The 25,103-nt window shown below is 63.8% G+C and carries 23 protein-coding genes; 13 read left to right on the forward strand and 10 right to left on the reverse strand.

Annotated features, from left to right (window positions below; translation table 11 throughout):
- Positions 1-261 precede the first annotated feature (261 nt).
- The 3 genes from dxs to JNB89_RS21160 form a co-directional block, all read right to left on the reverse strand.
- Positions 262-2,169: a 1-deoxy-D-xylulose-5-phosphate synthase gene (dxs, locus tag JNB89_RS21150; RefSeq protein ID WP_013342005.1), complete on the reverse strand. Its 1,908-nt coding sequence runs from the start codon at positions 2,167-2,169 to the stop codon at positions 262-264.
- Positions 2,170-2,254: 85 nt separating this feature from the next.
- Positions 2,255-3,136 carry a polyprenyl synthetase family protein gene (locus tag JNB89_RS21155; protein WP_220363497.1) on the reverse strand — a complete coding sequence of 294 codons (882 nt, stop codon included), beginning with the start codon at positions 3,134-3,136 and terminating at the stop codon, positions 2,255-2,257.
- Positions 3,133-3,441 (reverse strand): exodeoxyribonuclease VII small subunit, encoded by a 309-nt coding sequence (locus JNB89_RS21160; protein WP_013342007.1) that lies wholly within the window; start codon positions 3,439-3,441, stop codon positions 3,133-3,135. Before JNB89_RS21160 ends, JNB89_RS21155 begins: the two co-directional genes overlap by 4 nt.
- A 288-nt stretch (positions 3,442-3,729) precedes the next feature.
- Here JNB89_RS21160 and JNB89_RS21165 point away from each other — a divergent pair, with 288 nt between their 5' ends.
- Positions 3,730-4,836: an aromatic ring-hydroxylating oxygenase subunit alpha gene (locus JNB89_RS21165; RefSeq protein WP_013342008.1), complete on the forward strand. Its 1,107-nt coding sequence runs from the start codon at positions 3,730-3,732 to the stop codon at positions 4,834-4,836.
- A gap of 199 nt (positions 4,837-5,035) precedes the next feature.
- Complete coding sequence (locus JNB89_RS21170) at positions 5,036-5,905, forward strand: sulfurtransferase (protein WP_220363498.1); 870 nt, start codon at positions 5,036-5,038, stop codon at positions 5,903-5,905.
- Between the two features lie 108 nt (positions 5,906-6,013).
- Here JNB89_RS21170 and JNB89_RS21175 read toward each other — a convergent pair whose 3' ends face one another.
- From JNB89_RS21175 to polA, 3 genes are all read right to left on the reverse strand, one after another.
- Positions 6,014-6,886 (reverse strand): dienelactone hydrolase family protein, encoded by an 873-nt coding sequence (locus JNB89_RS21175; protein WP_220363499.1) that lies wholly within the window; start codon positions 6,884-6,886, stop codon positions 6,014-6,016.
- Between the two features lie 91 nt (positions 6,887-6,977).
- On the reverse strand, positions 6,978-8,324 hold the full coding sequence (locus JNB89_RS21180; protein ID WP_013342011.1) for an NAD(P)/FAD-dependent oxidoreductase: 1,347 nt from the start codon (positions 8,322-8,324) through the stop codon (positions 6,978-6,980).
- Positions 8,325-8,478: 154 nt separating this feature from the next.
- Positions 8,479-11,220 (reverse strand): DNA polymerase I, encoded by a 2,742-nt coding sequence (gene polA, locus JNB89_RS21185; RefSeq protein ID WP_220363500.1) that lies wholly within the window; start codon positions 11,218-11,220, stop codon positions 8,479-8,481.
- 1 nt (position 11,221) lies between these two features.
- Here polA and JNB89_RS21190 point away from each other — a divergent pair, with 1 nt between their 5' ends.
- A complete protein-coding gene (locus JNB89_RS21190; protein WP_013342013.1) occupies positions 11,222-11,965 on the forward strand; it encodes a TIGR00730 family Rossman fold protein in 744 nt (247 codons plus the stop codon).
- 101 nt (positions 11,966-12,066) lie between these two features.
- Here JNB89_RS21190 and JNB89_RS21195 read toward each other — a convergent pair whose 3' ends face one another.
- The gene (locus tag JNB89_RS21195) at positions 12,067-12,975 is read right to left on the reverse strand and encodes a transcriptional regulator GcvA (protein WP_135895266.1); all 909 of its coding nucleotides are present in this window, start codon (positions 12,973-12,975) and stop codon (positions 12,067-12,069) included.
- Between the two features lie 96 nt (positions 12,976-13,071).
- Here JNB89_RS21195 and JNB89_RS21200 point away from each other — a divergent pair, with 96 nt between their 5' ends.
- Positions 13,072-13,641 carry a chromate transporter gene (locus JNB89_RS21200; protein WP_013342015.1) on the forward strand — a complete coding sequence of 190 codons (570 nt, stop codon included), beginning with the start codon at positions 13,072-13,074 and terminating at the stop codon, positions 13,639-13,641.
- Positions 13,638-14,165 (forward strand): chromate transporter, encoded by a 528-nt coding sequence (locus JNB89_RS21205; RefSeq protein ID WP_220363501.1) that lies wholly within the window; start codon positions 13,638-13,640, stop codon positions 14,163-14,165. The genes JNB89_RS21200 and JNB89_RS21205 overlap by 4 nt, the downstream gene beginning before the upstream one ends.
- Before the next feature lie 91 nt (positions 14,166-14,256).
- On the opposite strand, the gene JNB89_RS21210 is transcribed toward JNB89_RS21205, so the two are convergent.
- On the reverse strand, positions 14,257-15,783 hold the full coding sequence (locus JNB89_RS21210) for an AMP nucleosidase (RefSeq protein WP_220363502.1): 1,527 nt from the start codon (positions 15,781-15,783) through the stop codon (positions 14,257-14,259).
- A gap of 201 nt (positions 15,784-15,984) precedes the next feature.
- Here JNB89_RS21210 and JNB89_RS21215 point away from each other — a divergent pair, with 201 nt between their 5' ends.
- The 4 genes from JNB89_RS21215 (at position 15,985) to JNB89_RS21230 (ending at position 20,008) form a co-directional block, all read left to right on the forward strand.
- Positions 15,985-16,380, forward strand: coding sequence for a hypothetical protein (locus JNB89_RS21215; RefSeq protein ID WP_013342018.1), 396 nt, complete (start codon positions 15,985-15,987; stop codon positions 16,378-16,380).
- Between the two features lie 215 nt (positions 16,381-16,595).
- Positions 16,596-17,591, forward strand: coding sequence for a homoserine kinase (locus JNB89_RS21220; protein WP_013342019.1), 996 nt, complete (start codon positions 16,596-16,598; stop codon positions 17,589-17,591).
- The gene (locus JNB89_RS21225; RefSeq protein ID WP_013342020.1) at positions 17,582-18,391 is read left to right on the forward strand and encodes a BPSS1780 family membrane protein; all 810 of its coding nucleotides are present in this window, start codon (positions 17,582-17,584) and stop codon (positions 18,389-18,391) included. Before JNB89_RS21220 ends, JNB89_RS21225 begins: the two co-directional genes overlap by 10 nt.
- Before the next feature lie 117 nt (positions 18,392-18,508).
- Positions 18,509-20,008, forward strand: a complete 1,500-nt coding sequence (locus JNB89_RS21230; RefSeq protein WP_220363503.1) for a cryptochrome/photolyase family protein — start codon at positions 18,509-18,511, stop codon at positions 20,006-20,008.
- Between the two features lie 130 nt (positions 20,009-20,138).
- Here JNB89_RS21230 and JNB89_RS21235 read toward each other — a convergent pair whose 3' ends face one another.
- Together JNB89_RS21235 and JNB89_RS21240 are read right to left on the reverse strand one after the other, a co-directional pair.
- The gene (locus JNB89_RS21235; RefSeq protein WP_013342022.1) at positions 20,139-20,315 is read right to left on the reverse strand and encodes a DUF3563 family protein; all 177 of its coding nucleotides are present in this window, start codon (positions 20,313-20,315) and stop codon (positions 20,139-20,141) included.
- A gap of 132 nt (positions 20,316-20,447) precedes the next feature.
- A complete protein-coding gene (locus JNB89_RS21240; RefSeq protein ID WP_220363504.1) occupies positions 20,448-21,638 on the reverse strand; it encodes an extracellular catalytic domain type 1 short-chain-length polyhydroxyalkanoate depolymerase in 1,191 nt (396 codons plus the stop codon).
- 338 nt (positions 21,639-21,976) lie between these two features.
- On the opposite strand from JNB89_RS21240, the gene JNB89_RS21245 reads away from it, so the two are divergent.
- The 4 genes from JNB89_RS21245 (at position 21,977) to JNB89_RS21260 (ending at position 24,999) form a co-directional block, all read left to right on the forward strand.
- The gene (locus tag JNB89_RS21245; protein WP_220363505.1) at positions 21,977-22,678 is read left to right on the forward strand and encodes a phosphatase PAP2 family protein; all 702 of its coding nucleotides are present in this window, start codon (positions 21,977-21,979) and stop codon (positions 22,676-22,678) included.
- Between the two features lie 128 nt (positions 22,679-22,806).
- Positions 22,807-23,580: a molybdate ABC transporter substrate-binding protein gene (modA, locus tag JNB89_RS21250; protein ID WP_220363506.1), complete on the forward strand. Its 774-nt coding sequence runs from the start codon at positions 22,807-22,809 to the stop codon at positions 23,578-23,580.
- A 41-nt stretch (positions 23,581-23,621) separates the two neighbouring features.
- Positions 23,622-24,296 (forward strand): molybdate ABC transporter permease subunit, encoded by a 675-nt coding sequence (gene modB, locus JNB89_RS21255; RefSeq protein WP_220363507.1) that lies wholly within the window; start codon positions 23,622-23,624, stop codon positions 24,294-24,296.
- Position 24,297: 1 nt separating this feature from the next.
- Positions 24,298-24,999, forward strand: coding sequence for an ABC transporter ATP-binding protein (locus tag JNB89_RS21260; RefSeq protein WP_220363508.1), 702 nt, complete (start codon positions 24,298-24,300; stop codon positions 24,997-24,999).
- Positions 25,000-25,103 lie beyond the last annotated feature (104 nt).

The raw sequence follows: 25,103 nt of genomic DNA on the forward strand, positions 1-25,103 counted from the left end.
CGCACCGCTGCGCGTTCTGGAAGCAAAAGGTTCGGGAGTGCTCTGCGGCTGCGCGAAGCAGAATCCGCAAAGGCAAACGCCGGCCCCTGCCGGCGTTCGATAATGAGCATCAGCCCATCGACTCATGTTCAAGCATTCCGTCGGCCGCCTGGTTCGTCGCGAGACCGGCGCACCGCATACGATCCGCTCACCGGGTTGCCGGAGTAACGTGCCTCATCACCCCGTTCAAGCAACGCAGTTATGCGCCCGGTTGCAACTTGCTCAGGCGACGCGCTTGACCGACGATTGCCCCCCCAGCGCGCCGCTCGACACAAAGCGCTCGCGAATTGACTTCGCGATGCCCGCGGCGTCCAGCCCGCACGCGGCAAGCAGCTTGGCGGGGTCGCCATGATCGATGAAGCGGTCAGGGAGGCCCAATTGTAGTACGGGCCGCATAACCCCACTCTCGAGCAGGGCTTCGACGCATGCCGAGCCCGCGCCGCCCATCACGCAGCCTTCTTCGACGGTGACAATCGCGTCGTGCGTTTCGGCCAGTCGGCGCACGAGGTCTGCATCGAGCGGCTTCACGAAGCGCATGTTCGCCACCGTCGCATCCAGCTCCTCAGCAGCAGCAAGCGACGGCGCGACCATCGTGCCGAACGCGAGAATTGCAATGCGCTTGCCCGCCGGTTGCGAGGTCTCGCGACGCACTTCGCCTTTGCCGATCGGCAGTGCCGCCATTTGCTTGACTGTTGCCACGCCTGTGCCGGCGCCGCGCGGATAGCGCACCGCCGTCGGACAGGACTGCTGCAACGCGGTGTACAGCATCTGACGGCATTCGTTTTCGTCCGACGCGGCCATCACCATCATGTTCGGAATGCAGCGCAGGAACGCGAGGTCATAAGCGCCCGCGTGCGTCGCACCGTCCGCACCGACGAGACCTGCACGGTCGATCGCGAACACCACCGGCAAATTCTGCAGCGCGACGTCGTGAATCAACTGGTCGTAGGCGCGTTGCAGGAACGTCGAGTAGATCGCGACGACCGGCTTCATGCCCTCGGCGGCAAGGCCGCCGGCAAACGTGACCGCGTGCTGCTCGGCAATGCCGACGTCGAAGTAACGGTCCGGAAAGCGCTTCTCGAACTCCACCATGCCCGAGCCTTCGCGCATGGCCGGCGTAATGCCGACTACGCGCGCGTCGAGTTCGGCGGCGTCGCACAGCCACTCGCCGAACACTTGCGTGTAGGTTTTCTTCGACGGCGACACGGCCGGCTTGATGCCTTCAGCCGGATTGAACTTGCCCGGCCCGTGGTACAGCACCGGATCGGCCTCGGCGAGCTTGTAGCCCTGGCCTTTCTTGGTCACCACGTGCAGGAACTGCGGGCCGCGCAGTTCCTTGATGTTTTGCAGCGTGGGAATCAGCGAATCCAGATCGTGGCCGTCTATCGGGCCGATGTAGTTGAAGCCGAATTCCTCGAACAGCGTAGCCGGCACGATCATGCCCTTCGCGTGCTCTTCCAGCTTGCGCGCCAGATCGAGCATGGGCGGCGCGACGCGCAGCACACGCTCCACGCCCGCGCGCGCGGCGGCGTAGAAGCGGCCCGACATCAAACGCGCGAGATGGCGGTTAAGCGCGCCGACCGGCGGCGAGATCGACATGTCGTTGTCGTTCAGGATGACGAGCAGCGGCACGTCGTCTTCAACGCCCGCGTTGTTCATTGCTTCGAACGCCATGCCCGCGGTCATTGCGCCGTCGCCGATAACGGCGATGCCCATGCGGTTGTCGCCCTGCAGCTTGCTCGCGATGGCCATGCCGAGCGCCGCCGAAATCGACGTACTCGAATGCGCGGTGCCGAACGTGTCGTACTCGGATTCGTCGCGCTTCGGGAAGCCCGAGATGCCGCCCAACTGGCGCAGCGTGTGCATCTTGTCGCGGCGGCCCGTCAGGATTTTGTGCGGATACGTCTGATGGCCGACGTCCCACACGATGCGGTCGTGCGGCGTGTCGAACACATAATGCAGAGCAATGGTCAACTCGACCGTGCCGAGGTTGGACGAGAGATGGCCGCCCGTCTGCGACACGCTGTCGAGCACAAAGGCGCGCAACTCGTCGGCAAGCGGTTGCAATTGGCGGCGATCGAGGCGGCGCAGAGCTGCCGGGTCGTCGATGGTTTTCAGCAAGTCGTACATCGTCGTTCCATTGTAGGAAAACTTACGCGCCCGCACTTCATACATGCACCTTGTGGGGACGGTGCGCGGCGGCGGGCTTTCGCGTTCAGCTGACCCGGTTCACCACCAGGTCGGCCAATTCGGCAAGACGCTGCGCGCGCGCACCGAACGGCGCCAGTGCGGCGTGCGCGTCGCTGCGCAACTGCGCGGCGAGCGCGCGCGATGCGTCGAGCCCAATAATCGACACGTAGGTCGGCTTGCCGTCCTTCGCATCTTTACCTGCTGTTTTGCCGAGCGTCGCGGAGTCGGTCGTGACGTCGAGAATATCGTCGACAACCTGAAACGCGAGGCCGACCGCGGCCGAGTACGCGTCGAGCGAACGCATGGCGTTCGCGTCGGGCGCCTCGCCCGCCAGCGCGCCCATGCGCACCGCGGCGCGCAGCAACGCGCCGGTCTTCATGCGGTGCATGGTTTCGAGCTGCGCGCGCGTGAGCGTGTGACCGACGCTCGCCAGGTCGATAGCCTGACCGCCGCACATGCCGACCGACCCGCTCGCGAGCGCCAGCTCGCGAACCAGCGCGGCCTGCTGCGCGGGCGCGAGAACATCCGAAGTCAACGACACGAACGCCTGCGATTGCAACGCGTCGCCGACCAGCAGTGCCGTGGCTTCGTCATACTTGACGTGTACCGTGGGCTTGCCGCGACGCAGTGCGTCGTCGTCCATGCAAGGCATGTCGTCGTGCACGAGCGAATAGACGTGGATCATTTCCAGCGCTGCCGCAGCCGCGTCGAGGCACTCGGCGCGCGCCCCGGTCAGTTCGCCTGCCGCGTGGCACAACAGCGGGCGCACCCGCTTGCCGCCGCCCAGCACCGCGTAACGCATGGCCTCGTGCAACTTCGCCGGCTCCGTGCTTTGAGCGGGCAGATAGTGTTCTAGTGCCGCTTCGACGCGCTCGAGTACCCCGCGCGTCCATTGTTCGAATGTCATAGGTCGTCCCCGCTCTCAGTAGCGGCTGTTCCTGCTGTATTCACGGGCAATGGCCTGAGCGTCTCGCCGTCGAGCACGCGCACCTGCTGCTCGACCTTCTCGAGCTGCTGCTGGCAGAACGCCACCAGAGCCGCGCCGCGCCGATAGGCGCTGAGCGACTCCTCGAGGCTCAGGTTGCCGCTTTCCATGCGCGCAACGAGCCCTTCCAGCTCCGCCTGCGCCGCCTCGTAGTTCTCGGGCAGCGGCGTATTGTCGACGCCCTCGGCCGACGCCGCAGCGGTATCGTTCGACGCGGTCTTCGCCATGAATAGTCGCAAAAATTAAAACAAGTCGGACATTCTACGGCAAAAGCGCCAAATCCGATCTGTCAACCCACCTTCGAACCCCACTGCCCTATGCGGGCGCCCTGTCAGTCTCGCAGAAAAAAATTGATCGGTCTGTGCCGAAAAGACCGAACTTTCCCGACAATTTTGACCCAAATCAGTGACTTAACTGTCCCAAGGAGGGGGAAACAGGTATAATCTCGGGCTCCCTAAATCGAATCTTCGATGGTTGGGTTGTTCACTGCTTTCACGTCTTCATCGGGAGTGGGAATGTCCAATCTGAGCAATGCATTGCAGTTGCGCTCCGTTCACAGCCAACTGCCAGTCACGGCTTACTTTGACGATGCGCTTCTAACGCGCGAAATCGAAACCCTTTTCAAGAAAGGTCCTCGCTACGTCGGGCACGATCTCATGGTGCCGGAAGTGGGGAATTATTTTGCCTTGCCCAGCGAACGCGAGGGGCGGGTACTCGTGCGTAACCAGCAATCGCAAGTCGAACTGCTGTCCAACGTGTGCCGCCATCGTCAGGCCATCATGCTGAACGGCCGCGGCCACACGGAGAACATCGTGTGTCCGCTGCACCGCTGGACATACGACCTCAAAGGTGAATTGCTCGGCGCTCCGCATTTTGCGGACAACCCTTGCCTGAACCTCGGCGCCACCGCACTGCAGAACTGGCAGGGGCTGCTGTTCGAGGCGCAGGGCCGCAACGTCGCGCGCGATCTGGCCAACCTCGGCACCAGGCAACACTTCGACTTCTCGGGCTTCATGTTCGATCATGTCGAGGTGCACGAGTGCAACTACAACTGGAAGACCTTCATCGAGGTCTATCTGGAGGACTACCACGTCGCGCCGTTCCATCCGGGCCTTGGCAGCTTCGTCAATTGCGACGACCTCACGTGGGAGTTCGGCGAGTGGTACAGCGTACAAACGGTCGGCGTGCACAAAGACCTCGAACAGCCGGGCAGCCCCACGTACCGTAAATGGCACGACGAAGTGCTGCGTTTTCGCGGCGGCAATCCGCCCGAGTTCGGCGCTATCTGGATGGTGTACTACCCGGGCATCATGATCGAGTGGTATCCGCACGTGCTGGTCGTGTCATGGCTGATTCCGCGCGGTCCGCAGAAAACCACCAACGTCGTCGAGTTCTATTACCCTGAGGAAATCGCGCTGTTTGAACGCGAGTTCGTCGAAGCGGAGCGTGCCGCCTACATGGAAACGGCTCGCGAAGACGACGAAATTGCAGAGCGCATGGACGCCGGCCGCCGCGCGCTGATGGAACGCGGCGAATCGCAGGTGGGCCCGTACCAGAGCCCCATGGAAGACGGTATGCAGCACTTCCATGAGTTCCTGCGGCGCGAGCTCGGCACCATCTGACCCACAGGTCTCGGGCCGACCTCCGCTGCCCGGCGTCGAACACCGGCGCCGACATGGAAAGACGCGCTTCGGCCGAATGCCGTTCAGTTAAACGACTGAACGGCATTTTTGTTTAGACTAACGAGGTAGCCCGGCCATCCTGCCGCGTCATAAGGCCGCCGGCAACGAAAGCCGCCAATGCCTGCATCGAGGAGACGTCATGCCCCACACTCACTACACCACTTTGATCTCCGCGACCAACCTCGCGGAACGGCTAGCCGATGCGCCGGGCAGCGTGTTCGTGATCGACTGCCGCTTCGATCTGGCCGACCCGGAAGCCGGCGAAAAGGCGTATCTCGCCGGACATCTGCCGGGCGCGCATTATCTGCATCTGGACCGCGATCTGTCGGGGCCGAAGAACGGTACGAACGGGCGCCATCCGTTGCCGGATCGTGCGCGGCTTGTCGAAACGCTCGAATCGCGCGGGCTGAAGCAAGGCCAGCAGGTTGTCGCCTACGACGCGCAAGGCGGCATGTACGCCGCGCGTGCATGGTGGCTGCTGCGCTGGCTCGGCCATGATGCCGTCGCGCTGCTCGACGGCGGACTGCAGGCGTGGGAAGCCGCGCATCAGCCGCTCACGCAGGACGTGCCCCCGCAAAACACCGGCGACTTCAAAGCGGGCGCGCCGCTTTCCGTTACCGTGGACGCGCAGATGGTGGAACGCAATCTCGGCTCGAAGGAACGCGTGGTGGTCGACGCGCGCGCGGCCGACCGCTATCGCGGCGAAAACGAGACGCTGGACCGCGTGGGCGGCCATATTCCGGGCGCACTGAATCGCTTCTTCAAGGACAACCTCACCACCGAAGGCCGCTTCAAGCCGGCCCACACGCTGCGCGAGGAATTTCATGCGCTGCTGGGCGACACCCCGCCCGAACATGTCGTTCTGCAATGCGGCTCCGGCGTGACAGCGTGCGTCAATGCACTGGCAATGGAAGTAGCCGGCCTGCACGGCGCGGCGCTTTACGCGGGCTCATGGAGCGAGTGGAGTTCCGATCCGAAGCGGCCCGTCGCGACCGGACCGAACCCCTAGTCCAACGCCCGGCATTGCCAAAAAGCGCAAGGCCGTTGCCGCCAGCAAGCGGCAACGGCCTTTTCCATGCGGCCACCGCGGCGCATTTCGGCAACTCGCGGTGAAGCGTCAAGCCACTCCATGCTGCTTGAACCAGGCGAGCGTGCGACGCCAACCGTCCTCGGCATCCGCCTTCTTGTAGCTCGGCCGGTAGTCCGCGAAAAACGCATGGCCCGCATCGTCGTACACGACGAATTGCGAGCCGCGTGCGACCTGCGGACCTTGCGCGATTGCCTGCTTCATCTGTTCGAGCGAGTCCTGCGGAATGCTCTGGTCCTGCAAGCCGTACAGGCCTAGCACCGGCGCGCGAAGATCGGCCACGCGGTCGAGCGGATTGGCCGGATTGGTGGGCGTGCGCTCGCCGACCACACGCCCATACCATGCAACCGCTGCTTTCAGCCGGGGCTCGTGTTCGGCATACAGCCAGGCCATGCGGCCGCCCCAGCAGAAACCCGTCACGCCCAGACGCTTCAGATCGCCCCCGTGCTCGCCGGCCCACGCCACGGTCGCATCGAGGTCGGCCAGCGCCTGCTCGTCCGGCACCTTGTTGAGAATCTGCTGGCTGATCTGCTGGATGGTGGGAAGCGCCATCGGGTCGCCCTCGCGAACGAACAGATCCGGCGCGATCGCGAGATAGCCGAGCTTGGCAAAGCGCCGGCAAACGTCGGCGATATGCTCGTGCACGCCGAACGCCTCATGAATCACGATGATCACCGGCAAATGCGTCTTGCCCATAGGCTGTGCGCGGTACGCGGGCACCAGCGTGCCGCCCGAGCGCACCGCAATCTCGCCGGCTTCGAGTCCCTCGGTATCCGTATGGATGGTTTGCGCCGACACCGGCAACACGGCAGCCGCAAAGCCGGTGCCGAGCGCGGCCTTGATGAAGGTGCGTCGATTGAAGGGAACGTGCGGGACCAGGCTGTCGACATCGGGATTCAACATGCGGGCGCTCCTCATGAACGGTGGAGGCAACAGGATACGCCTCGTGCGCGTCCTGTTGCAGAAGCGGGCTGCGCAGGCAGGTGCGGCGCCGTCAGTGCAGCTTGACGCGCGGCAACGTGGTGCGCCGCAGCCAGTGCGCGAAGGTGTCCAGCACCATCCGCGCATAGCCGTGCAGCGCCGCAATATGCAGCCGATACAGCGACATATACATGAAACGTGCGAAGAGACCCTCGATCAGCATGTTGCCGCCGATCACCCCGCCCATCAGATTGCCCACCGCGCTAAAGTGCCCGAGCGACACGAGCGAGCCGAAGTCGCGATACGTGAATTCCGGCAGCGGCCGGTTGTCGAGCCGCGCCGCGAGCGCCTTCAGCAGAAAAGTGGCCTGTTGATGGGCCGCCTGCGCGCGCGGCGGCACGTTCTTCTCGTTGCCCGGCCAGGGGCAAGCGGCGCAATCGCCGAGCGCGAACACGTTGTCGTCAATTTCCGTTTGCAGCGTGCGGCGCACGTTGAGCTGGCCGAGCCGGTTGACCGGCAGGCCGTCCAGTTGGCCGAGAATGGCCGGCGCCCTGATGCCCGCCGCCCACACCGTCAGGTCGGCGCGCACGGTCTTGCCGCTCGCCGTGCGAATGATGCCGGGCGCGACTTCCGCCACTGTCTCGCCCGTCATCAGCTTCACGCCGAGCTTGCCGAGCAGCTCTGCGGTGGCCGTCGAGACGCGCTCCTGCAAAGCCGGCAGAATGCGCGGTCCCGCTTCGATCAGCACAATGCCCACGTCATGCCGCGGATCGAGCTTATGCAATCCATACGCGGACAACACCTGCGCCGTATTGCGCAGTTCCGCTGACAGCTCCACGCCCGTCGCGCCGCCGCCGACAATCGCGACCTGAATGCGCGGCTCGGAAGAAGGCGACGTGCCCGGCCCTGACTCTACCGGCTCGTGCGCCTGATGCTCAGCCCGCATGCAAGCCGCGATCAGGCGCTTGCGAAAACGCTCGGCCTGGCTGACTGTGTCGAGTGCAAGGGAAAATTCCGGCGCGCCTTTCACGCCGAAGAATGCCGTCGTACTGCCGATCGCAATGACCAGCGTGTCGTACTCGAGCACGCGCACGGGCAGCAGTTCGGCGCCGTCGTCGTCCACTACGGGAGCGAGCGTGAGGCGCCTGTTCGCGCGGTCGAGACCCGTGAGTTCACCCTGCTGAAACTCGAAACCATGCCAGCGGGCTTGTGCCGCGTATTCGAGCTCCTGCGTGAACGGGTCCATGCTGCCGGCCGCCACTTCGTGCAACAACGGCTTCCAGATATGAGTCGGATTGCGGTCGACGAGCGTGACCTGCGCCCGCGTTGCGCCCCGGCTCTTGTGACCATAGCGATCGCCCAGCCGGGTTGCCAGTTCCAGCCCGCCCGCACCTCCGCCGACGACGATAAAACGATGCATTGAACTCTCCGTGTTTGCCGATGGGTTGTGCGTCGTAAGCACGCGCGAGCGCGTGCTTCTTTACCGATTGTCCGCGAGTCGCGCGGTTTGTCACAAGCCGCCACAACGCATGTGTGACATGCACACGACGATATCGCGCGCCGTCACACGGCGGTCAATGCGCCTCTTCCCAGTTGAGCCCCGCGCCGACTTCGGCGACGAGCGGCACTTTCAGCGCGGCGACACCGCACATCAACTCGGGCAGACGCTTGCGGACCTCGGGCAATTCTTCGTCGGGTACTTCGAGAATGAGTTCGTCGTGCACCTGCATGATCATGCGCGTGCCGATATTGGAGTCTTCGATCCACTTCTGCACCGCGATCATGGAGAGCTTGATGAGGTCAGCGGCCGTGCCTTGCATTGGCGCGTTGATGGCCGCGCGCTCCGCGGCCTGGCGTCGCGGACCGTTGCCGCCGTTGATTTCGGGCAACCACAGTCGGCGGCCGAACACCGTTTCGACATAGCCTTTGGCTTTCGCGCTCAAACGCGTCTCGTCCATATAGCGGGCGACGCCTGGATAGCGCGCGAAGTAGCGGTCGATATACAGCTTCGCGGCGTCGCGCGTAATGCCGAGATTCGACGCGAGGCCGAACGAGCTCATGCCGTAGATCAGCCCGAAGTTGATGACCTTCGCCACACGCCGTTGGTCGTTCGACACCTCGAGCGGCGTCACGCTGAAAATTTCCGCAGCGGTTGCGCGGTGAATGTCCTCACCCTGCGAGAAGGCGCGCAACAACGATTCGTCGCCGGAAATATGCGCCATGATGCGCAGTTCGATTTGCGAGTAATCCGCGGAGACCAGCTTGTGGCCCGGCGGCGCAATGAAGGCTTCGCGAATGCGGCGCCCCTCGCCCGTGCGCACCGGAATGTTCTGCAGGTTTGGATCGTTCGAAGCAAGACGCCCCGTGACCGCGACGGCCTGCGCGTAGTTGGTGTGCACGCGCCCCGTGCTTACGTTGACCATGCGCGGCAGCTTGTCGGTATAGGTCGACTTCAGCTTGGACAGCCCGCGATGTTCCAGCAGGATCTTGGGCAACGGGTAATCTTCGGCGAGCTTTTGCAGCACTTCTTCGTCGGTGGACGGTGCGCCGCTCGGGGTCTTTTTCACCACAGGCAACTCGAGCTTCTCGAAGAAGATCTGGCCGATCTGTTTCGGAGAACCGAGATTGAATTCGCCACCGGCCAGTTCGTATGCCTTGCTTTCGAGTTCGATCAGCCGCGTGGCGATCTCGTTGCTTTGCTGACGCAGCTTCTCCGCGTCGATCAGCACGCCAGTGCGCTCCATCTTGCGCAGCACGCGCGAGGTCGGCACTTCGATGTCGCGGTAAACATTCTCGAGCGTTTTTTCGGCAGCGAGTTGCGGGTACATCGTTTGATGCAAACGCAACGTGATGTCCGCGTCTTCCGCCGCGTATTCGGCAGCCTTCTCCAGCGCGACTTCGTCGAAGCCGATTTGCTGCGCGCCCTTGCCCGCCACGTCTTCGTACTTGATCGTCTTGACGCCCAGATGGCGCAACGCAAGGTTGTCCATGTCGTGCGGGCGGTGCGATTCGAGCACGTACGATTGCAGCAGCGTGTCGTGCTCGATGCCGCGCATTTCAATGCCGTAATTCGCGAGCACCTGCTCGTCGTACTTCAGATGCTGGCCGACTTTCTTGTGCTGCGGGCTTTCAAGCCACGGCTTGAGCTTCGCGAGCACTTCTTCGCGCGGCAATTGCACGGGCGCGTCGGGACCGCGATGGGCAACCGGCACATAAGCGGCACGCCCCGCTTCAACGGAGAACGACAGACCCACGATCTGCGCGGTCATGGGATCGAGCGAAGTGGTTTCCGTGTCGAACGAAGTCAGCTCAGCCGCGTTGATCCGTTGCAGCCACGCGTCGAATTGTTCCCATGTCTGCACGGTTTCATAGTGACGTTCATGGTCGACGGTGAGCGCCGGCGGCACGTCGGTTTCCGGACCTTCTACCGCGTCGGCAATTTCGACCTCGCGCAGCCAGGTCTTGAAGCCGTGGCGCGTGAACACGTCGCGCAGCTCCTCCCGCGATTCCGGGCGGCTCTGCAAATTCTCCTCGATCGACGTGATGTGTCCGGTCAGATCGCAATTGCGTTCCACCGTAACGAGCTTGCGCGCCATGGGCAGGAAGTCGAGCGCACGTCGCAGATTGTCTCCTACCGCACCTTTGATCTCGCCTGCATGTGCGACGATTCCATCCAGCGACTCGTACTGCGTGAGCCATTTGAGCGCGGTCTTGGGCCCGCATTTCTCGACACCCGGCACGTTGTCGACGGTATCGCCAATCAGCGACAGGTAGTCGACAATGCGCTCCGGGGGCACGCCGAACTTGGCAAGCACGCCGGCACGGTCGAGTTTTTCGTTGGTCATCGTATTGATGAGGGTGACATGATCCGACACGAGCTGCGCCAGATCCTTGTCCCCGGTCGACACGATCACGTTCATGCCACGATTTTCCGCCTCGGTGCTGAGCGTGCCGATCACATCGTCGGCTTCCACGCCGTCGATCATCAGAAGCGGCCAGCCGAGCGCGCGCACGGCCACGTGAATCGGTTCGATCTGCCGCGAGAGGTCGTCCGGCATGGAAGGACGATTCGCCTTGTACTCGGGATACCAGTCATCGCGAAACGTTTTGCCCTTGGCGTCGAACACGCACGCGCTATACTCTGCTGTGACTTCCTTGCGCATGCGCCGCAGCATGTTGATCATCCCGTAGAGCGCACCCGTGGGGCCACCATCGGGCCCGCGCAGATCAGGCATCGCATGGTAGGCCCGGTACAGATAACTCGAACCGTCGACCAATAGCAGGGTCTTACCTTCAAGGCTTCGTTCTTCAGGCATTATGACTAAGAGAAAAGTGATTCCGAGTCTGCGATCACTCGCAGATCAAGAGCGCGCAACGGCAAAAAAAGCCCGCGCATCGTGGCAGATGTTCACGATTATGGCAGAGTTTATCGAGGCGACCGAGTACCTCTCGGAGATTCGCCCGGCTGTCAGCATCTACGGTTCAGCGCGTCTGAAACCGAACTCGCCGTATTACAAACTAGCCACGCAGATTGCGCGCAAGCTCTCGGATGCGGGCTTCGCCGTGATCTCCGGCGGCGGCCCCGGCATCATGGAAGCCGCCAACAAAGGCGCGCATGCAGGCAAGGCGCCTTCGGTCGGGCTGAACATCGAATTGCCGCATGAGCAGTCCGGCAACCAGTGGCAGGACATCTCGCTGCGTTTTCGGCACTTCTTCACGCGCAAGGTTACGTTCGTCAAGAACTCCGACGCCGTGATCGTCATGCCCGGCGGTTTCGGCACGCTCGACGAACTCGCCGAAGTGCTCACGCTGATTCAAACCAAGAAGTCGCGCCACGTGCCGATCATTCTGGTGGGCGCCGAGTTCTGGGAAGGGCTGCTCGCGTGGTTCAAGAATTCGCTCACGCCCATGGGCCTCATCAATCCGACCGACATCGACCTGATGCAGGTGATCGACGATCCGGACCAGGTTCTGGAAGCGGTGCTCAAGTTCTACGAAGACCGCGAAGGTGCGGAGCCGCAGCCCACCAAGTCGGAAGAAGACCGGATGTTCTACCTGTAACGTCCGGGCTGAGCGGCCCTTTTGCTTTCGCGCGCGGCACGGCCAGCACGACCGCGCGAAGTCTCTAGCCGAACGGGCAGCCTTGTGCTGCCCGTTTGCGTTCATACCGGCGCTTGCGTTTGCACGTCGTCGTGCTGATCGCCTTGCGCCTGCAGCCACGCGCAGAATTGCGCGACCAGCGGCGCGCTCGCCACCTCGCGGCGCGCGACCCACCAATAGCCGCGCGCGTCGAGACGCGGCCCGGCAAGCGGCATGACGAGCCGGCCCGACGCAAGCTCATCGGCGACCAGCGGTAGCGGGCCTAGCGCTACGCCGAGCCCATCCACGGCAGCCTGCAAGGCCAGATAGAAGTGATCGAACGACTGCTTTTTGCGGCATTTCGCTGTCACGCCCGCGGCGGATAACCAGTTGCTCCACGCATCCGGCCGCGTGTCCGAATGCAGCAGCACGTGCCGCGCGAGATCGTCCGCGCTTCTGATTGGCGAGCGTTGCAGCAACGCAGGACTGCAGACCGGCACCTCGCTTTCGCCGAGGAAATGGCCGCTCACGCAATTGGGCCAATGTGCGGGGCCGCGCCGCACGGCGACGTCGAAACTGTCCAAGGTCTCGACGGGCGCATTCGAGGTGGCAAGCCGCAGTTCCACATTGGGCACTTTGCGCTGGAATTGATGCAGGCGCGGCAGCAGCCACTTCATCGCGAAAGTGGGCAGCGCATTCACACGCAGCACGTGCACCACGCCCGAGTCGCGCAACTGGTCCGTGGCGTGCGCGATGCTGTCGAACGCAGCCTGTACCGTGGACAGATAGCGGCGGCCGTCGGCCGTCAGCCGCACACGCTTGCCGTGACGCTGGAACACCTGCACGCCGAGCCACGCCTCGAACGCCGCGACCTGCCGGCTGATTGCACCATGAGTCACATGCAGCTCGTTGGCGGCGGCGCTGAAGCTTTCATGACGCGCCGCGGCTTCAAAGGCGCGTAGCGCGGGAAACGGAGGAAGATTGCGAGCCATGCTTGTGATTGTAAGTCACAAAGCCGGGCGCAAAAATCGTTTTGCCGCGCGGCGGTTCGGCGCTAACCTCCTGAGCTTCAATTGGAAGCAAAGCATATGGACCACAACCTCACCTCATTCGACCCGACCGCGGCGCCGAAACCCACGTTACGGGAAATTTTCGGCGGCTTTCTCGGCCTCGGGCTCATTTCGTTTGGCGGCGCATTGCCGCTCGCGCGTCGCGCGCTCGTCGAGCAGCGCCGCTGGCTGAGCGCCGAGGACTTCACCGATCTGCTCGGCCTTTGCCAATTCCTGCCAGGCGGCAATGTGATCAATCTGTCGGTTGCAGTCGGCATGCGTTTTCGCGGCGTGCCGGGCGCGCTTGCCGGCTTGCTCGGGTTGATCGCCGGGCCTTCGCTGGTGGTCATCGGACTGGGCGTCCTGTACGAACGCACGCAGGACGACCCGCATGTGCGTCATCTGTTCGCGGGGCTTGCGGCGGCCGCGGCGGGCCTTCTCATTTCCATGGCGGTGAAGATCGTGCTGCCGCTGCGCAACAAACCCATGGCCGCGCTCATTGCCGCGCTTGGCTTCGTCGCGATTGCGGTCATGCGGTTGCCGCTTTTGCCCACCATGCTGGTACTGACGCCGCTCAGCATCTATCTTGCATCGAGGAGCGCACGATGAACGACACGCTCGTTTCCCTCGCCATCATTTTCAGCCAGCTTTCGCTGCTTGCGTTCGGCGGCGGCAACACGATTCTTCCGGAAATGCAGCGTCAGGTCGTGGAGGTGCATCACTGGATGCCCGCGAGCGAGTTCAGCGCGCTCTTCGCGCTCGCGCAAGCCGCGCCCGGACCCAACCTGATGATCGTGACGCTGATCGGGTGGCACGTGGCCGGCTGGTCTGGCATGCTGGTTACGTCGATTGCGAAGTTCGGACCGTCGTCGATCGTGACGATACTCGCACTGCACGCGTGGGACCGCTTCAAGGACCGGCCGTGGCGACGCTACGCACAATTGGGACTCGTGCCCGTGACGGCGGGCATCGTCGCGGCAAGCGCGGCGTTGATTGCGCAGGCGTCGGATTCAACGGCAATCGCATGGGCGATCACCGCGTTCACAGCAGCTATCGCGTTGAAGACGCGCATTCACCCGCTATGGTTGCTGGCCGCGGGCAGCCTCATCGGGTTGACGGGTTTCGGGCAGTAAGCGAACGGCTCCTGGCGAGCGGCGTCGCGCACTCGTCATCAACGCTTTCGCGGCAGCAGCGCGCGGACCGCGCGCCGCTGCAACCACCGGCTTACTGAAACGCCACTTCAGCGAAACTGCGCAGTTTGCGGCTATGCAACCGATGCAGCCCGTTCTCGCGCAAAAGCTCCATGGCTTTCACGCCGATCTGCAAGTGCTGGTCGACCTGCGCGCGATAGAACTGATCGGCCATGCCCGGCAGTTTCAACTCGCCGTGCAGCGGTTTGTCGGATACGCACAGCAAGGTTCCGTAGGGCACGCGGAAGCGGAATCCGTTTGCGGCAATGGTCGCGCTTTCCATGTCCAGCGCAATCGCGCGGCTTTGCGACAGCCGTTGCACCGGTTCGCGATGATCGCGCAGCTCCCAGTTGCGGTTGTCGACACTGGCCACCGTGCCTGTGCGCATCACGCGTTTCAGTTCGACGCCGTCCAGTTGCGTGACCTGCGCAACCGCGCGCTCCAACGCGACCTGCACTTCGGCGAGCGCCGGAATCGGCACCCACAGCGGCAAATCCGCATCGAGCACGTGATCCTCGCGCACGTAGCCGTGCGCGAGCACATAGTCGCCGAGGCGCTGCGTATTGCGCAACCCTGCGCAGTGGCCGAGCATGATCCACGCATGCGGACGCAGCACGGCGATGTGATCGGTAATGGTCTTCGCGTTGGAGGGCCCCACGCCGATGTTGATCATCGTGATGCCGTTGCCGTCCGCGCGCTTCAGGTGATACGCCGGCATTTGCGGCAGGCGCGGCGGCGCGGTGCCTTCCTGCGCCTGCTCGCCGAGATTCTCGTTGTAGGTCACCACGTCGCCGGGTTCGACAAACGAGGTGTATTCGCTGCGGTAGGCGCGCAGTTCTTCGTCGTCGGTACGGGCCATCATCGTGCGGCCCAGTTTGACGAACTCGTCGATATAGAACTGATAGTTCGTGTACAACACGTAGTTCTGGCAATGCGTGGGCGAGGTCGCCGTGTAGTGCTTCAGCCGATGCAGCGAAAAGTCCACCCGCGCCGCCGTGAACAACGCAAGCGGATGCGGCTCGCCGGCGAGCGGCTCATACGTGCCGTTGACGATGCGGTCGTCGAGCAGCGCGAGGTCCGGCGTGTCGAACACGTCGCGCATCAGGAAGAGGCGCTCGCGATCCAGGTCGCCTTCCAGGTGAATGCCCTCTGCAAACGCAAAGTGAATGGGAATGGGGTGCGTGGAAACGCCGACTTCGATCTTCACATGATGGTTTTTCGCAAGGAGCCGCAACTGCTCGCGATAGTAGTTGCCGAACAGATCGGGCCGCGTGACCGTGGTCTCGAACACGCCGGGCCCTGCGACAAAACCATACGAGCGGCGCGAATCGATATGCGTGTTCACTTCGGTGCACACGCGCACGAACGGATAGCAGGCGCGCACACGGCGCTCGAATAGTTCATTGCGGCGATAGCGTGCAAAGGCGTCGCGCAAAAAGGAGGTGTTCGCTTCGTAAATCGCCGATAGTCGGGTCACGGCTTCGGCGGCGTCGTCGAACGATTCGGTCGGGAAGCTGTTGGCGGGAGTTTGCACCGCGCGTTGATTGGTATCGTTGTTCATCTTCGTTCGCCTCTATTAATGAGACGACATTACCACGGAAGCCGTGATAGCAAAATGACCTTGCCGCGCTCCCCGGCATGCGCCGGCGGGAGGTTCGCACGATGGCGGACGCGTCGCGCGAAAGCAGCGCAAAATAAGGTGATCGCGCCCGTGCCAGAGGTTGGATTTGCTAGAATCGGGGCACCATTCTGGAGAATCACCATGAAGCCGCTCCTTCCCGTCGCCGTTGCACTGGCCCTTGCCTGCGGCAACGCCGCGATGGCTGCCCAGCCTGTCGACGACACGCCGCCCCCGGGCGCACCGCAGTCCGCCAACGAACGCGCCGGGCTGCCCGATCTGGAAAAGATCAACCGGCCGGCCGCGCAGGTCAGCTCGAAGGTCGAGATCAATGTCCCGCGCACGCCGAGCTTCTATGAGCGCAGCGCGAACGGCACTGAAATCACCGAATACCGCGACAAAGGCAAGCCTGTCGAAATCAACGTGCGTTCCAACCTCGGCACGCGCTATCACATGAGCGCGCCGCTCGACACGTCGCCAGCCGTGCGCGATAACGGCCGCGCGAGCACCCGTTTGCCGTCCGTCAATCTGACCTATTGATGCATGGCGGGGCAGGCGCAGCGCCGCTTCGCCGACACGCCCCGCCCCTCGCGTCGCGGGGTGAGCCGCTGTAACCGTTAGAACATCGCTGTTGCCGTGCATCCCGCTGCCGTTTGCGAACCCGCCTGTTCGCGCGTTCGCCGCTGCCTCGACCACCGCACGTATGCTGCTGGCCGCACCGCGCCAGCCCGACGAACCTGATCCGACTTTTCCGCATGGCTGTCTTCACCGCTGTTACCGAATCCCAACTCGCAGACTGGATGCGCCATTACGATCTCGGCGAGGTCGTCGAATTTCGCGGCATTACATCCGGCATCGAGAACAGCAATTTTTTTCTGACGACGACGCGCGGCGAATACGTCCTCACCATTTTTGAAAAGCTCACAGCGGAGCAGCTGCCGTTCTACCTGGATCTGATGCGGCATCTCGCAGCGCACCGCGTGCCGGTGCCCGACCCCATGCCGCGCGAGGACGGCTCGCTGTTCGGCATGCTGCTCGGCAAGCCCGCGGCTATCGTGACGAAACTGGAAGGCGCGCCGGAACTCGCGCCGGGCGTCGAGCACTGTGTCGAAGTCGGGCAAATGCTTGCGCGCATGCACCTGGCCGGGCGCGATTACACGGGCTACCAGCCGAATTTGCGCAGCCTGCCGTGGTGGAAGGAGACGGTGCCGACCATCCTGCCGTTTCTCGAAGGCGAGCAGCGCGAGTTGCTGTCGTCGGAACTTGCGTATCAGGAGGCGTTTTTCGCATCCGCGGATTACGCCGCGCTGCCCGGCGGCCCGTGCCATGCCGACCTGTTCCGCGACAACGCGATGTTCGCGCACGCCGCGCCCGGAACAGGCCACGAAGTGCGCCTCGGCGGCTTCTTCGACTTTTACTTCGCCGGCTGCGACAAGTGGCTGTTCGACGTCGCGGTGACCGTCAACGACTGGTGCGTGGACCTCGCGAGCGGCAAGCTCGATCAGGCGCGCACCGAGGCCATGCTGCGCGCGTATCAGACCGTGCGTCCTTTTACCGTCGAGGAAAATCGCCATTGGGGCGATATGCTGCGGGCGGGCGCATACCGTTTCTGGGTGTCGCGGCTGTATGATTTTCATCTGCCGCGCGCGGCCGAACTGCTCAAACCGCACGATCCCGGCCATTTCGAGCGCATTCTGCGCGAGCGCCTGTCCGGCGTAGCACTTCCAGGCATCCATACCTCATGCAACTGATCGAAGTTCCCGCGAAAGCCGGCTACGTCTGGTTCCGGCAAGGCATCTGGCTGTTCCGCAAGAATCCGCTCGCGTTCCTGACGCTGTTCTTCACCTACCTGCTGGTGATGACGCTGGTCGCGCAAATCCCGTTGATCGGCAGCGTGCTGCCGCTCGCGTTCATTCCGGGCGTCGCCGTCGGCTTCATGGCTGCGTGCCGCGATACGATCGCCGGCAAGCCGGTGTTTCCGACCATCCTCGCAGACGGTTTTCGGTCCTACGGGCCGATGGTCGCGCGCCGGCTTATCGTGCTCGGCGTGTTCTATGTAGTCGCAATGGCGCTGGTGCTGGCGGGCTCCGCGCTCGCCGACGGCGGCATGTTGCTCAAGGTGATGCTGGGCGCGGGCGGCCCGATGGACCCCGAGGCAGTTGCCAACAGCAACATGCCGCTCGGCGTGATCACTGCTTTTGCGTTCTACGTTCCGGTCGCCATGCTGTTCTGGTTCTCGCCCATCCTTGCCGCGTGGCATGACGTGCCGCCTGTCAAGGCGATGTTCTTCAGCATCGTCAGTTGCTGGCGCAATCGCGGCGCGTTTATCGTATTCGGCGCACTGTGGTTTGCCGTGGCAATGACCGTCTCGCTCGGCTTGTCCGCGTTGATGCAGGCGCTTGGCGCCGGCGACTTCGCCTTTGCCGTGCTGATGCCCGCCACGATGATCGTCACGACCATGCTGTATTGCTCGTTCTACGCGACGTACCGCGGCTGCTACGGTGTGCAGACGCCGCAAACGCCCGACCTGCCGACCACGCCCGCGGCCTGATCAGCGTTGTTCGTCGCTCGCTGCATGCGTCGAGCCGGGCGCCTTTCCGTTGCCTGAGTGCGCTGGTGCGCTGAATATCGCGAGCTGGCGCACAGCCATTTGCCGCTCCACCTGCCGATGACACGCGTCCCACATTCGACCGACACCTTCGACACCGGCCTCGTCTGGTTCCGCCGCGACCTGCGCCATACCGACAACGCCGCGCTGTACTACGCGCTCAAGCACTGCGAGCGCGTGTGGTGCGTGTTCGTGTTCGATACCACGATCCTGCAGCCGCTCATCGATAAATGGCAGTCGCGCCATCCCGGCACGCAGGCGCAAGACCGGCGAGTCGAGTTCATTCTTGCTTCGCTGCACGAACTGGACGAAGCGCTGCGCGCGCGAGGCGGTGGCCTCGTCGTCCTGCACGGCGATCCGGTGGACCTCGTGCCGAAACTGGCCGCCGAACTCGAGGTGGATGCGGTGTTCGCAAACCATGACTACGAGCCAGCCGCGATTGAACGCGACGAAGCGGTACGCGAGCGTCTGTCAGGCGCAGGACGCGCCCTCCAGACCTTCAAGGATCAGGTGATTTTCGAGCGCGCGGAACTGCTGACCGGGCAGAACAAGCCGTTTACGGTCTTCACGCCGTACAAGAATGCGTGGCTCAAGCAGTTGACGAGCTTCGATCTGAAGCCGTACCCGGTCGAGACTTACGCTAACCGCCTGGCCCCGTTGCCGCCCCGCCTGAACCGGCAGCTACCCACGCTCGAACAACTCGGCTTCGCGCCGGGCAACCTTGGGGAGTTGGAACTGCCGACCGGCATGAGCGGCGCAAAGCGTCTGCTCGACGACTTTCTGTTGCGAATCGACAGCTACGCCGAGCGGCGCGACTTTCCGGCGGCCAAAGGACCGAGCTACCTGTCGGTGCATTTGCGCTTCGGCACGGTGTCGATCCGCACGCTGGCGCGGCTCGCGCATGAGATGTCGCTGCAGCCGGATGGCCGGGGCGCGGCTACCTGGCTGTCGGAACTTGTGTGGCGGGATTTTTACTTCATGATCCTCGCGCATCACCCGAGGCTCGCAGCCGGCGCCTCGTTCAGGGCAGACTACGACCGGTTGCGCTGGGAGCAAGGGCCAGAGGCGGAGGCCGCGTTTGCGGCCTGGTGCGAAGGCCGCACGGGCTACCCGCTGATCGACGCAGCGATGCTGCAGCTCAATCGCACCGGGTACATGCACAACCGTCTGCGAATGGTGACAGCGAGTTTTCTGGTCAAGGACCTGGGCGTCGACTGGCGGCTCGGCGAACGCTATTTCGCCGAGCAACTGAACGACTACGACTTCGCAGCCAATAACGGCGGCTGGCAATGGGCAGCGTCGACGGGGTGCGATGCGCAGCCTTATTTCCGGATCTTCAATCCCGTCACGCAGTCCGAAAAGTTCGATGCCGAAGGGCGGTTCATCAAACGCTATCTGCCTCAGCTCGCAAAGCTGCCTGCGAAGTGGATTCATGCGCCGTGGCTGGCGGGCGCTCAACGGCTGGCAGAGTACGGGGTGGTGCTAGGCGAAGACTACCCGGCGCCGATTGTGGACCACGCGCAAGCAAGAGCGCGAACATTGGCCCGATTCGGCAAGTGAGCACACGCTCACGTCGATCTTGACAGGCCCGAAGCGCATGCGGCTTCTGAACCCAAGAGCGATAGACGAAAACGCTATCGCCTCGCACCGGCGTCTTTCACTACCGCCGATGCATTAACTGACGCGCAGCTTAGTGCTGGCTCATCCACGACGGCTGACGGAAGTTCGCCTCGCGATCCAGCTTGCGCATGCGGAATTCCAGGTCGTACAGGTCAGTCGCTTCGGCGAGGAACGCGTCAGCGCGTTCTTTGGCGAGTTGCTCCGGCGACTTCGTCAGAAAGAGAAACAGGCGGGTGAGCAAGTACATGGCGAAACCTCGGCAATGAGTTTAGGCGTTAACGCCTAAGGGATAACCCGTATTATAGGGAAAACCCTAGGGCCGCGCCAGCGTTCAATTTAGAGGTGTTGCACAAATGTCACCCGCCGCTCGCGCCCCACGTCACCGCGCGTGCGCGGCGGCTTCGGCCGCGGCGCCTTCGTGCAGGCCCGCGCCCACTCGCCGCTGATGCTTGAAGAACTCCCACACCATTGCGGTGGCGTCGGGGCCCTTCGCGGAGTGGAATGGCACTGCATCGTCGCCGCCGGCCCACGCGTGCGCGAGTCCTTGCACCCGGCAGACGCGCACCACGCGTCGTCCGCCGCGGAAATAATCCCGCATCGTCACGCCGCCTTTGCGTTCCTCGCGCAACTCGCCGGCTTTGCGCGCGCCTTTTGGATCGATCATTCGGTTAAGCCGTAGAAACTGCGTGGCGAGCTGGTCGGCATTGACCGGCGCGACCACATGATCCGCGTCGCCGTGAATGATGATTGCCGGCATCCCCGGATGATGCGCAACGTCGGTCGCCTCGTCGACGAGTTGCACCGGATCGCGCCGCGCGCCGCGTCGCATCACGTCCATCGCGGTAATACCCGAATGGGCTTCGCCAATAGCAGGACCGGAATGCAGCGCGACCGCCGCGAAGCGCTCCGGGAAATGCAGCGCCAGCAACGCCGTCAACCCGGCGCCAGCCGAAATTCCGGCGACATACACGCGCTCGCTGTCAAAACCATGCTGGGCAACGAGCGCATCCACCAGAGAGGCCACCGCGCGCGCCTCCGCGCCGCCGGCGCTTTCGCCCGAGTCGTACCAATGCCAGCAGCGGTGCGAATGCGCGTGCTTGGACTGCTCCGGATAAACGACGGCGAAGCCGTACCGATCCGCCAGCACGTTCATGCGCGTGCCTTGTGCAAATTCGTCGATGGACTGCGTGCAGCCGTGCAGCATCACGACGAGAGGCATGTTTTGCAGTGCATGGCCCGACGGTACGTACAGCGCATAGTGAAGATGGTTGACGAGCCGCCCGGGCGCGGCGGGCGCCGAATGGAACGAGCGCGTCCACGAACCGCTCGCCCACGCCGCCGCCCGTGGACGCACCCGCGATTCCCGCGCCGCCGGGCGCGGCGCCTCGCGCTTGGCCGGAGCACGGACCAAGGCGGACTTCACCGGACGAACCTTGGTGGACGGCTTGCTGGCCGCCGGGCGTACCGGACGCGCGGCGACCCGTTTGGCGGTCTTGTGGGCGTGCTCGGTCTGAATGGCGAGCAGGCGCTTCAGACCGCGAAGCCAGATTTTGGAGAGACTTTTTGCCATCGGCGCAAAAACCTCGCAAAAAGGGACAGGATGGGTGAAAGCGCAGACGCTTCTTGTGCAATGCACAATAACACCATTCCTAACGCTATGCAGAACGCGTCAATCTGCCCCTATTGGCGGGCGTTCGACCTCGTCGCCTGGTCTCGATCCGCTCCAGTTTCACTCGTGAGCGCGCTGTTGCCGACCTAACGCTGCGAATCGAAAAGCTTTTTTATCCGGCGCGAGCGGGCAGCAGGTGCCGTTTATACTGGCGGTTATTCCAGTGCGTCGGCGGATGGCCCCGCTCGCGCGTTGTGATTGCTATCCACAATTCTATGCAGCCCTGAGCGCTTGTCCCGATGCCCGAATTGTCCGACCACCTGTGGTACTCCATCACCAGCCTCGGCGGCGCCGGCATGACGCTGCCGCTCGCGTTCGCCATTGCGCTGTGGCTGGCGGTCGGCTACACGTCGCGCATGGCGGCGGGCTGGCTGCTGCTGCTTGGCGCAGCGATCGGCGTGGTGACGGTAACCAAGCTGGCGTTCCTAGGCTGGGGCGTCGGGGTGCGCGAGCTCGACTTTACGGGCGTCAGCGGCCACGCGATGCTCTCCACGGCGGTCTATCCGGTCGCCCTGTTCCTCATGCTGCTGCGAGCGCATCCAGCCGTTCGCGTGCTGGGCGTCCTGCTCGGCCTCGCCGCCGGCATGGCGGTGGGCGTGTCGCGCGTCGTGCTGAGCGCGCATTCACCGTCAGAAGCCGTCACCGGCTGCCTGGTCGGCGCGCTTGCCGCGCTGCTGTTCGTCCGGATGGCGTGGAAGGCCCAGCCCGAGCGGCTTTCTGTCCTTCCGGTTGCGGTGAGCCTGATGCTGCTCGCGGTGCTCATGCACGGCGTGCACGTGCCGACCCAGCGCTGGGTGACGCATATCGCGCTGAAAGTGTCCGGCCATGACCGGCCGTTCATTCGCGCGAAATGGAAGGCAATCCGCAACGTTCCGCCAGCCACGGCACCTGTCGCGCAGACGCACAACCTGCTCGCACCGCCCGCCTCGTTTCACGCCTGAACCCTTCCCCTGCAACCGGCTGCGTTGTTCGACCAGCGTAATGTCGGTCATGCGAGCGCTATTACCTCGTGTATATTACGATATGCGCTTTGACCACTATTGCGGCACACGCCGCAGTCCACACTTTCATGAAACTGTCCCGCCGTCTGCTGAAACGCACGCTGTTCGTCGCCAGCGCGATTTCCATTGCCTTTAGCGGCCAGGCGCGCGCCGACGAGCTGGTAGTGTCGGCCGCCGCGAGCCTGACCAATGCGTTCAACGCAGTGAGCGAAGCGTTCGAAAAACAGCACGCCGGCACCAAGGTGCTGCTGAACTTCGGCGCGTCGGACGTACTGATGCAGCAGATCGCGAAAGGCGCCCCCGCTGACGTGTTCGCCTCCGCGGACCAGAAAGCGATGGACAAGGCCGTGGCCGAAAAAGTCATCGCGCCGGCCACGCGCAAGGATTTCGCCGCCAACTCGCTGGTGCTGATCGTGCCGGCGGACAGCCGTTTCGCGCCGTCGAGCCTCGCGGACCTGACGTCGTCGAACGTGAAACGGATCGCCTATGGCGATCCTGCCTCGGTGCCGGTCGGCCGCTACACCCAAGGCGCGCTGAAGGCCGCCGGGGTGTGGGATGCCGTCAGCGCGAAAGCGGTACTTGCGGCGAACGTGCGGCAAAGTCTCGACTATGTGTCGCGTGGCGAAGTAGATGCCGGCTTCGTGTTCGGCACCGACGCCGCGATACTTCCGGGGAAGGTGAAAGTGGCGCTCAGTGTGCCGACGCAGGCGCCGATCACCTATCCCATCGCGCAAGTAGAAGGCAGCCGCCACGCGGCCCAGGCGCGGGCGTTTGTGGACTTCGTGCTGTCGCCGGCCGGTCAGGCGGTGCTCGCGAAGTACGGCTTCAAGCCGGCGCACTGAGCCCTCGAATCGATACGACACGATAGGGACTGCGCAACATCATGCAACAAGCCTGGATTCCGCTGATGCTGTCATTGAAGGTGGCGGGCTGGGCGACCGCGCTCAACCTGGTGTTCGGCGTCGCGGCCGGTTTTGGCTTGTCGCGCTGGCGCTCGGGCGCACGCGACGTCGTCGATTCGTTGCTGACGCTGCCGCTCGTCATGCCGCCCACGGTGCTCGGCTACTACCTGCTGGTCCTGCTCGGGCGCCGCGGCGTGATCGGCGCCTGGCTGGACCGCTTCGACATTCAATTGGTGTTCACGTGGCAAGGCGCGGTGATCGCGTCGACGGTGGTCGCTTTCCCGCTTGTGCTGAAGTCCGCCCGCGCCGCCTTCGAAGCCGTCGATCCGCAGCTCGAGCGCGCCGCGCGCACGCTCGGCGTCAGCGAGACAGCGGTGTTCTTTCGCGTGAGCCTGCCGCTGGCCGCGCGCGGCATTCTGGCGGGCGGCCTGTTGGCGTTCGCGCGGGCGCTCGGCGAGTTCGGCGCCACGCTGATGATCGCGGGCAATTTGCCGGGCCGCACGCAGACGCTCTCGGTGGCCGTCTACGCAGCCGTGCAAGCCGGCGACGACAGCACCGCGAACTTCCTCGTGATCGTGACTTCCGTGACGTGCGTCGTCATTCTGCTGCTCGCCGGCCGGCTCGTGCCGCAGCGCACGCTTCTGGTGCCCCGCTGACATGCCGCTTGCCGTCGACATTCGCAAAACCTTCGTGAGCGCCGAGCGCCGCTTCACGCTCGACGTCGCCTTTAACGCGACCAGCCAGCGGGTGGTGCTGTTCGGCCCGTCGGGCGCGGGCAAGAGCCTGACGCTGCAGGCGATTGCCGGCCTGTTGCGCCCCGACGAAGGCACGATCGCGCTGCACGGCAATGCGCTCTTCGACAGCGCGCGCCATGTCGATCTGAAGCCGCAGGCGCGCCAGGTCGCGTATCTGTTCCAGGACTATGCGCTGTTTCCGCATCTGAACGTGCGGCAGAACATCGGCTTCGGTCTGCAGCGCGGCTGGCTGAATCCGCGCGCGCGCCACAGCTCGGCGCAGGTGGATTACTGGCTCGACGCGCTCGAGTTGCGCAATGTCGCGAGCAATTATCCGGTGCAGCTTTCCGGCGGGCAGAAGCAGCGGGTGGCGCTGGCGCGCGCGCTGGTCGCCAGACCGCGACTGCTGTTGCTGGATGAGCCGTTTTCCGCGTTGGACAGCAACTTGCGCCAGCGCATGCGGGCGGAACTCTCGGAGCTGCAAACCCGGCTGGATATCCCGATGGTTTTGATCACGCACGACCCCGACGACGTCGCTGCCTTCGGCGATCAGGTCGTGCAGATCAGCGACGGACGCGTTCGCGAGCATCAGACGTTCAGCGGTTATGTGCGCAGCGCGACCTGATTCGCGCTTTTGTGGGCCTTTATGTCCTCGCGCCCTAGCGCGTTCAGGCTCTCAGCCCCTCACGCCGTCACGGCCTCAAGCCTGACGCCCTCACACCGTCACGC

Origin of the sequence: Paraburkholderia phenoliruptrix, from assembly GCF_019511605.1 — a bacterium.
GTDB lineage: Bacteria > Pseudomonadota > Gammaproteobacteria > Burkholderiales > Burkholderiaceae > Paraburkholderia > Paraburkholderia phenoliruptrix_A.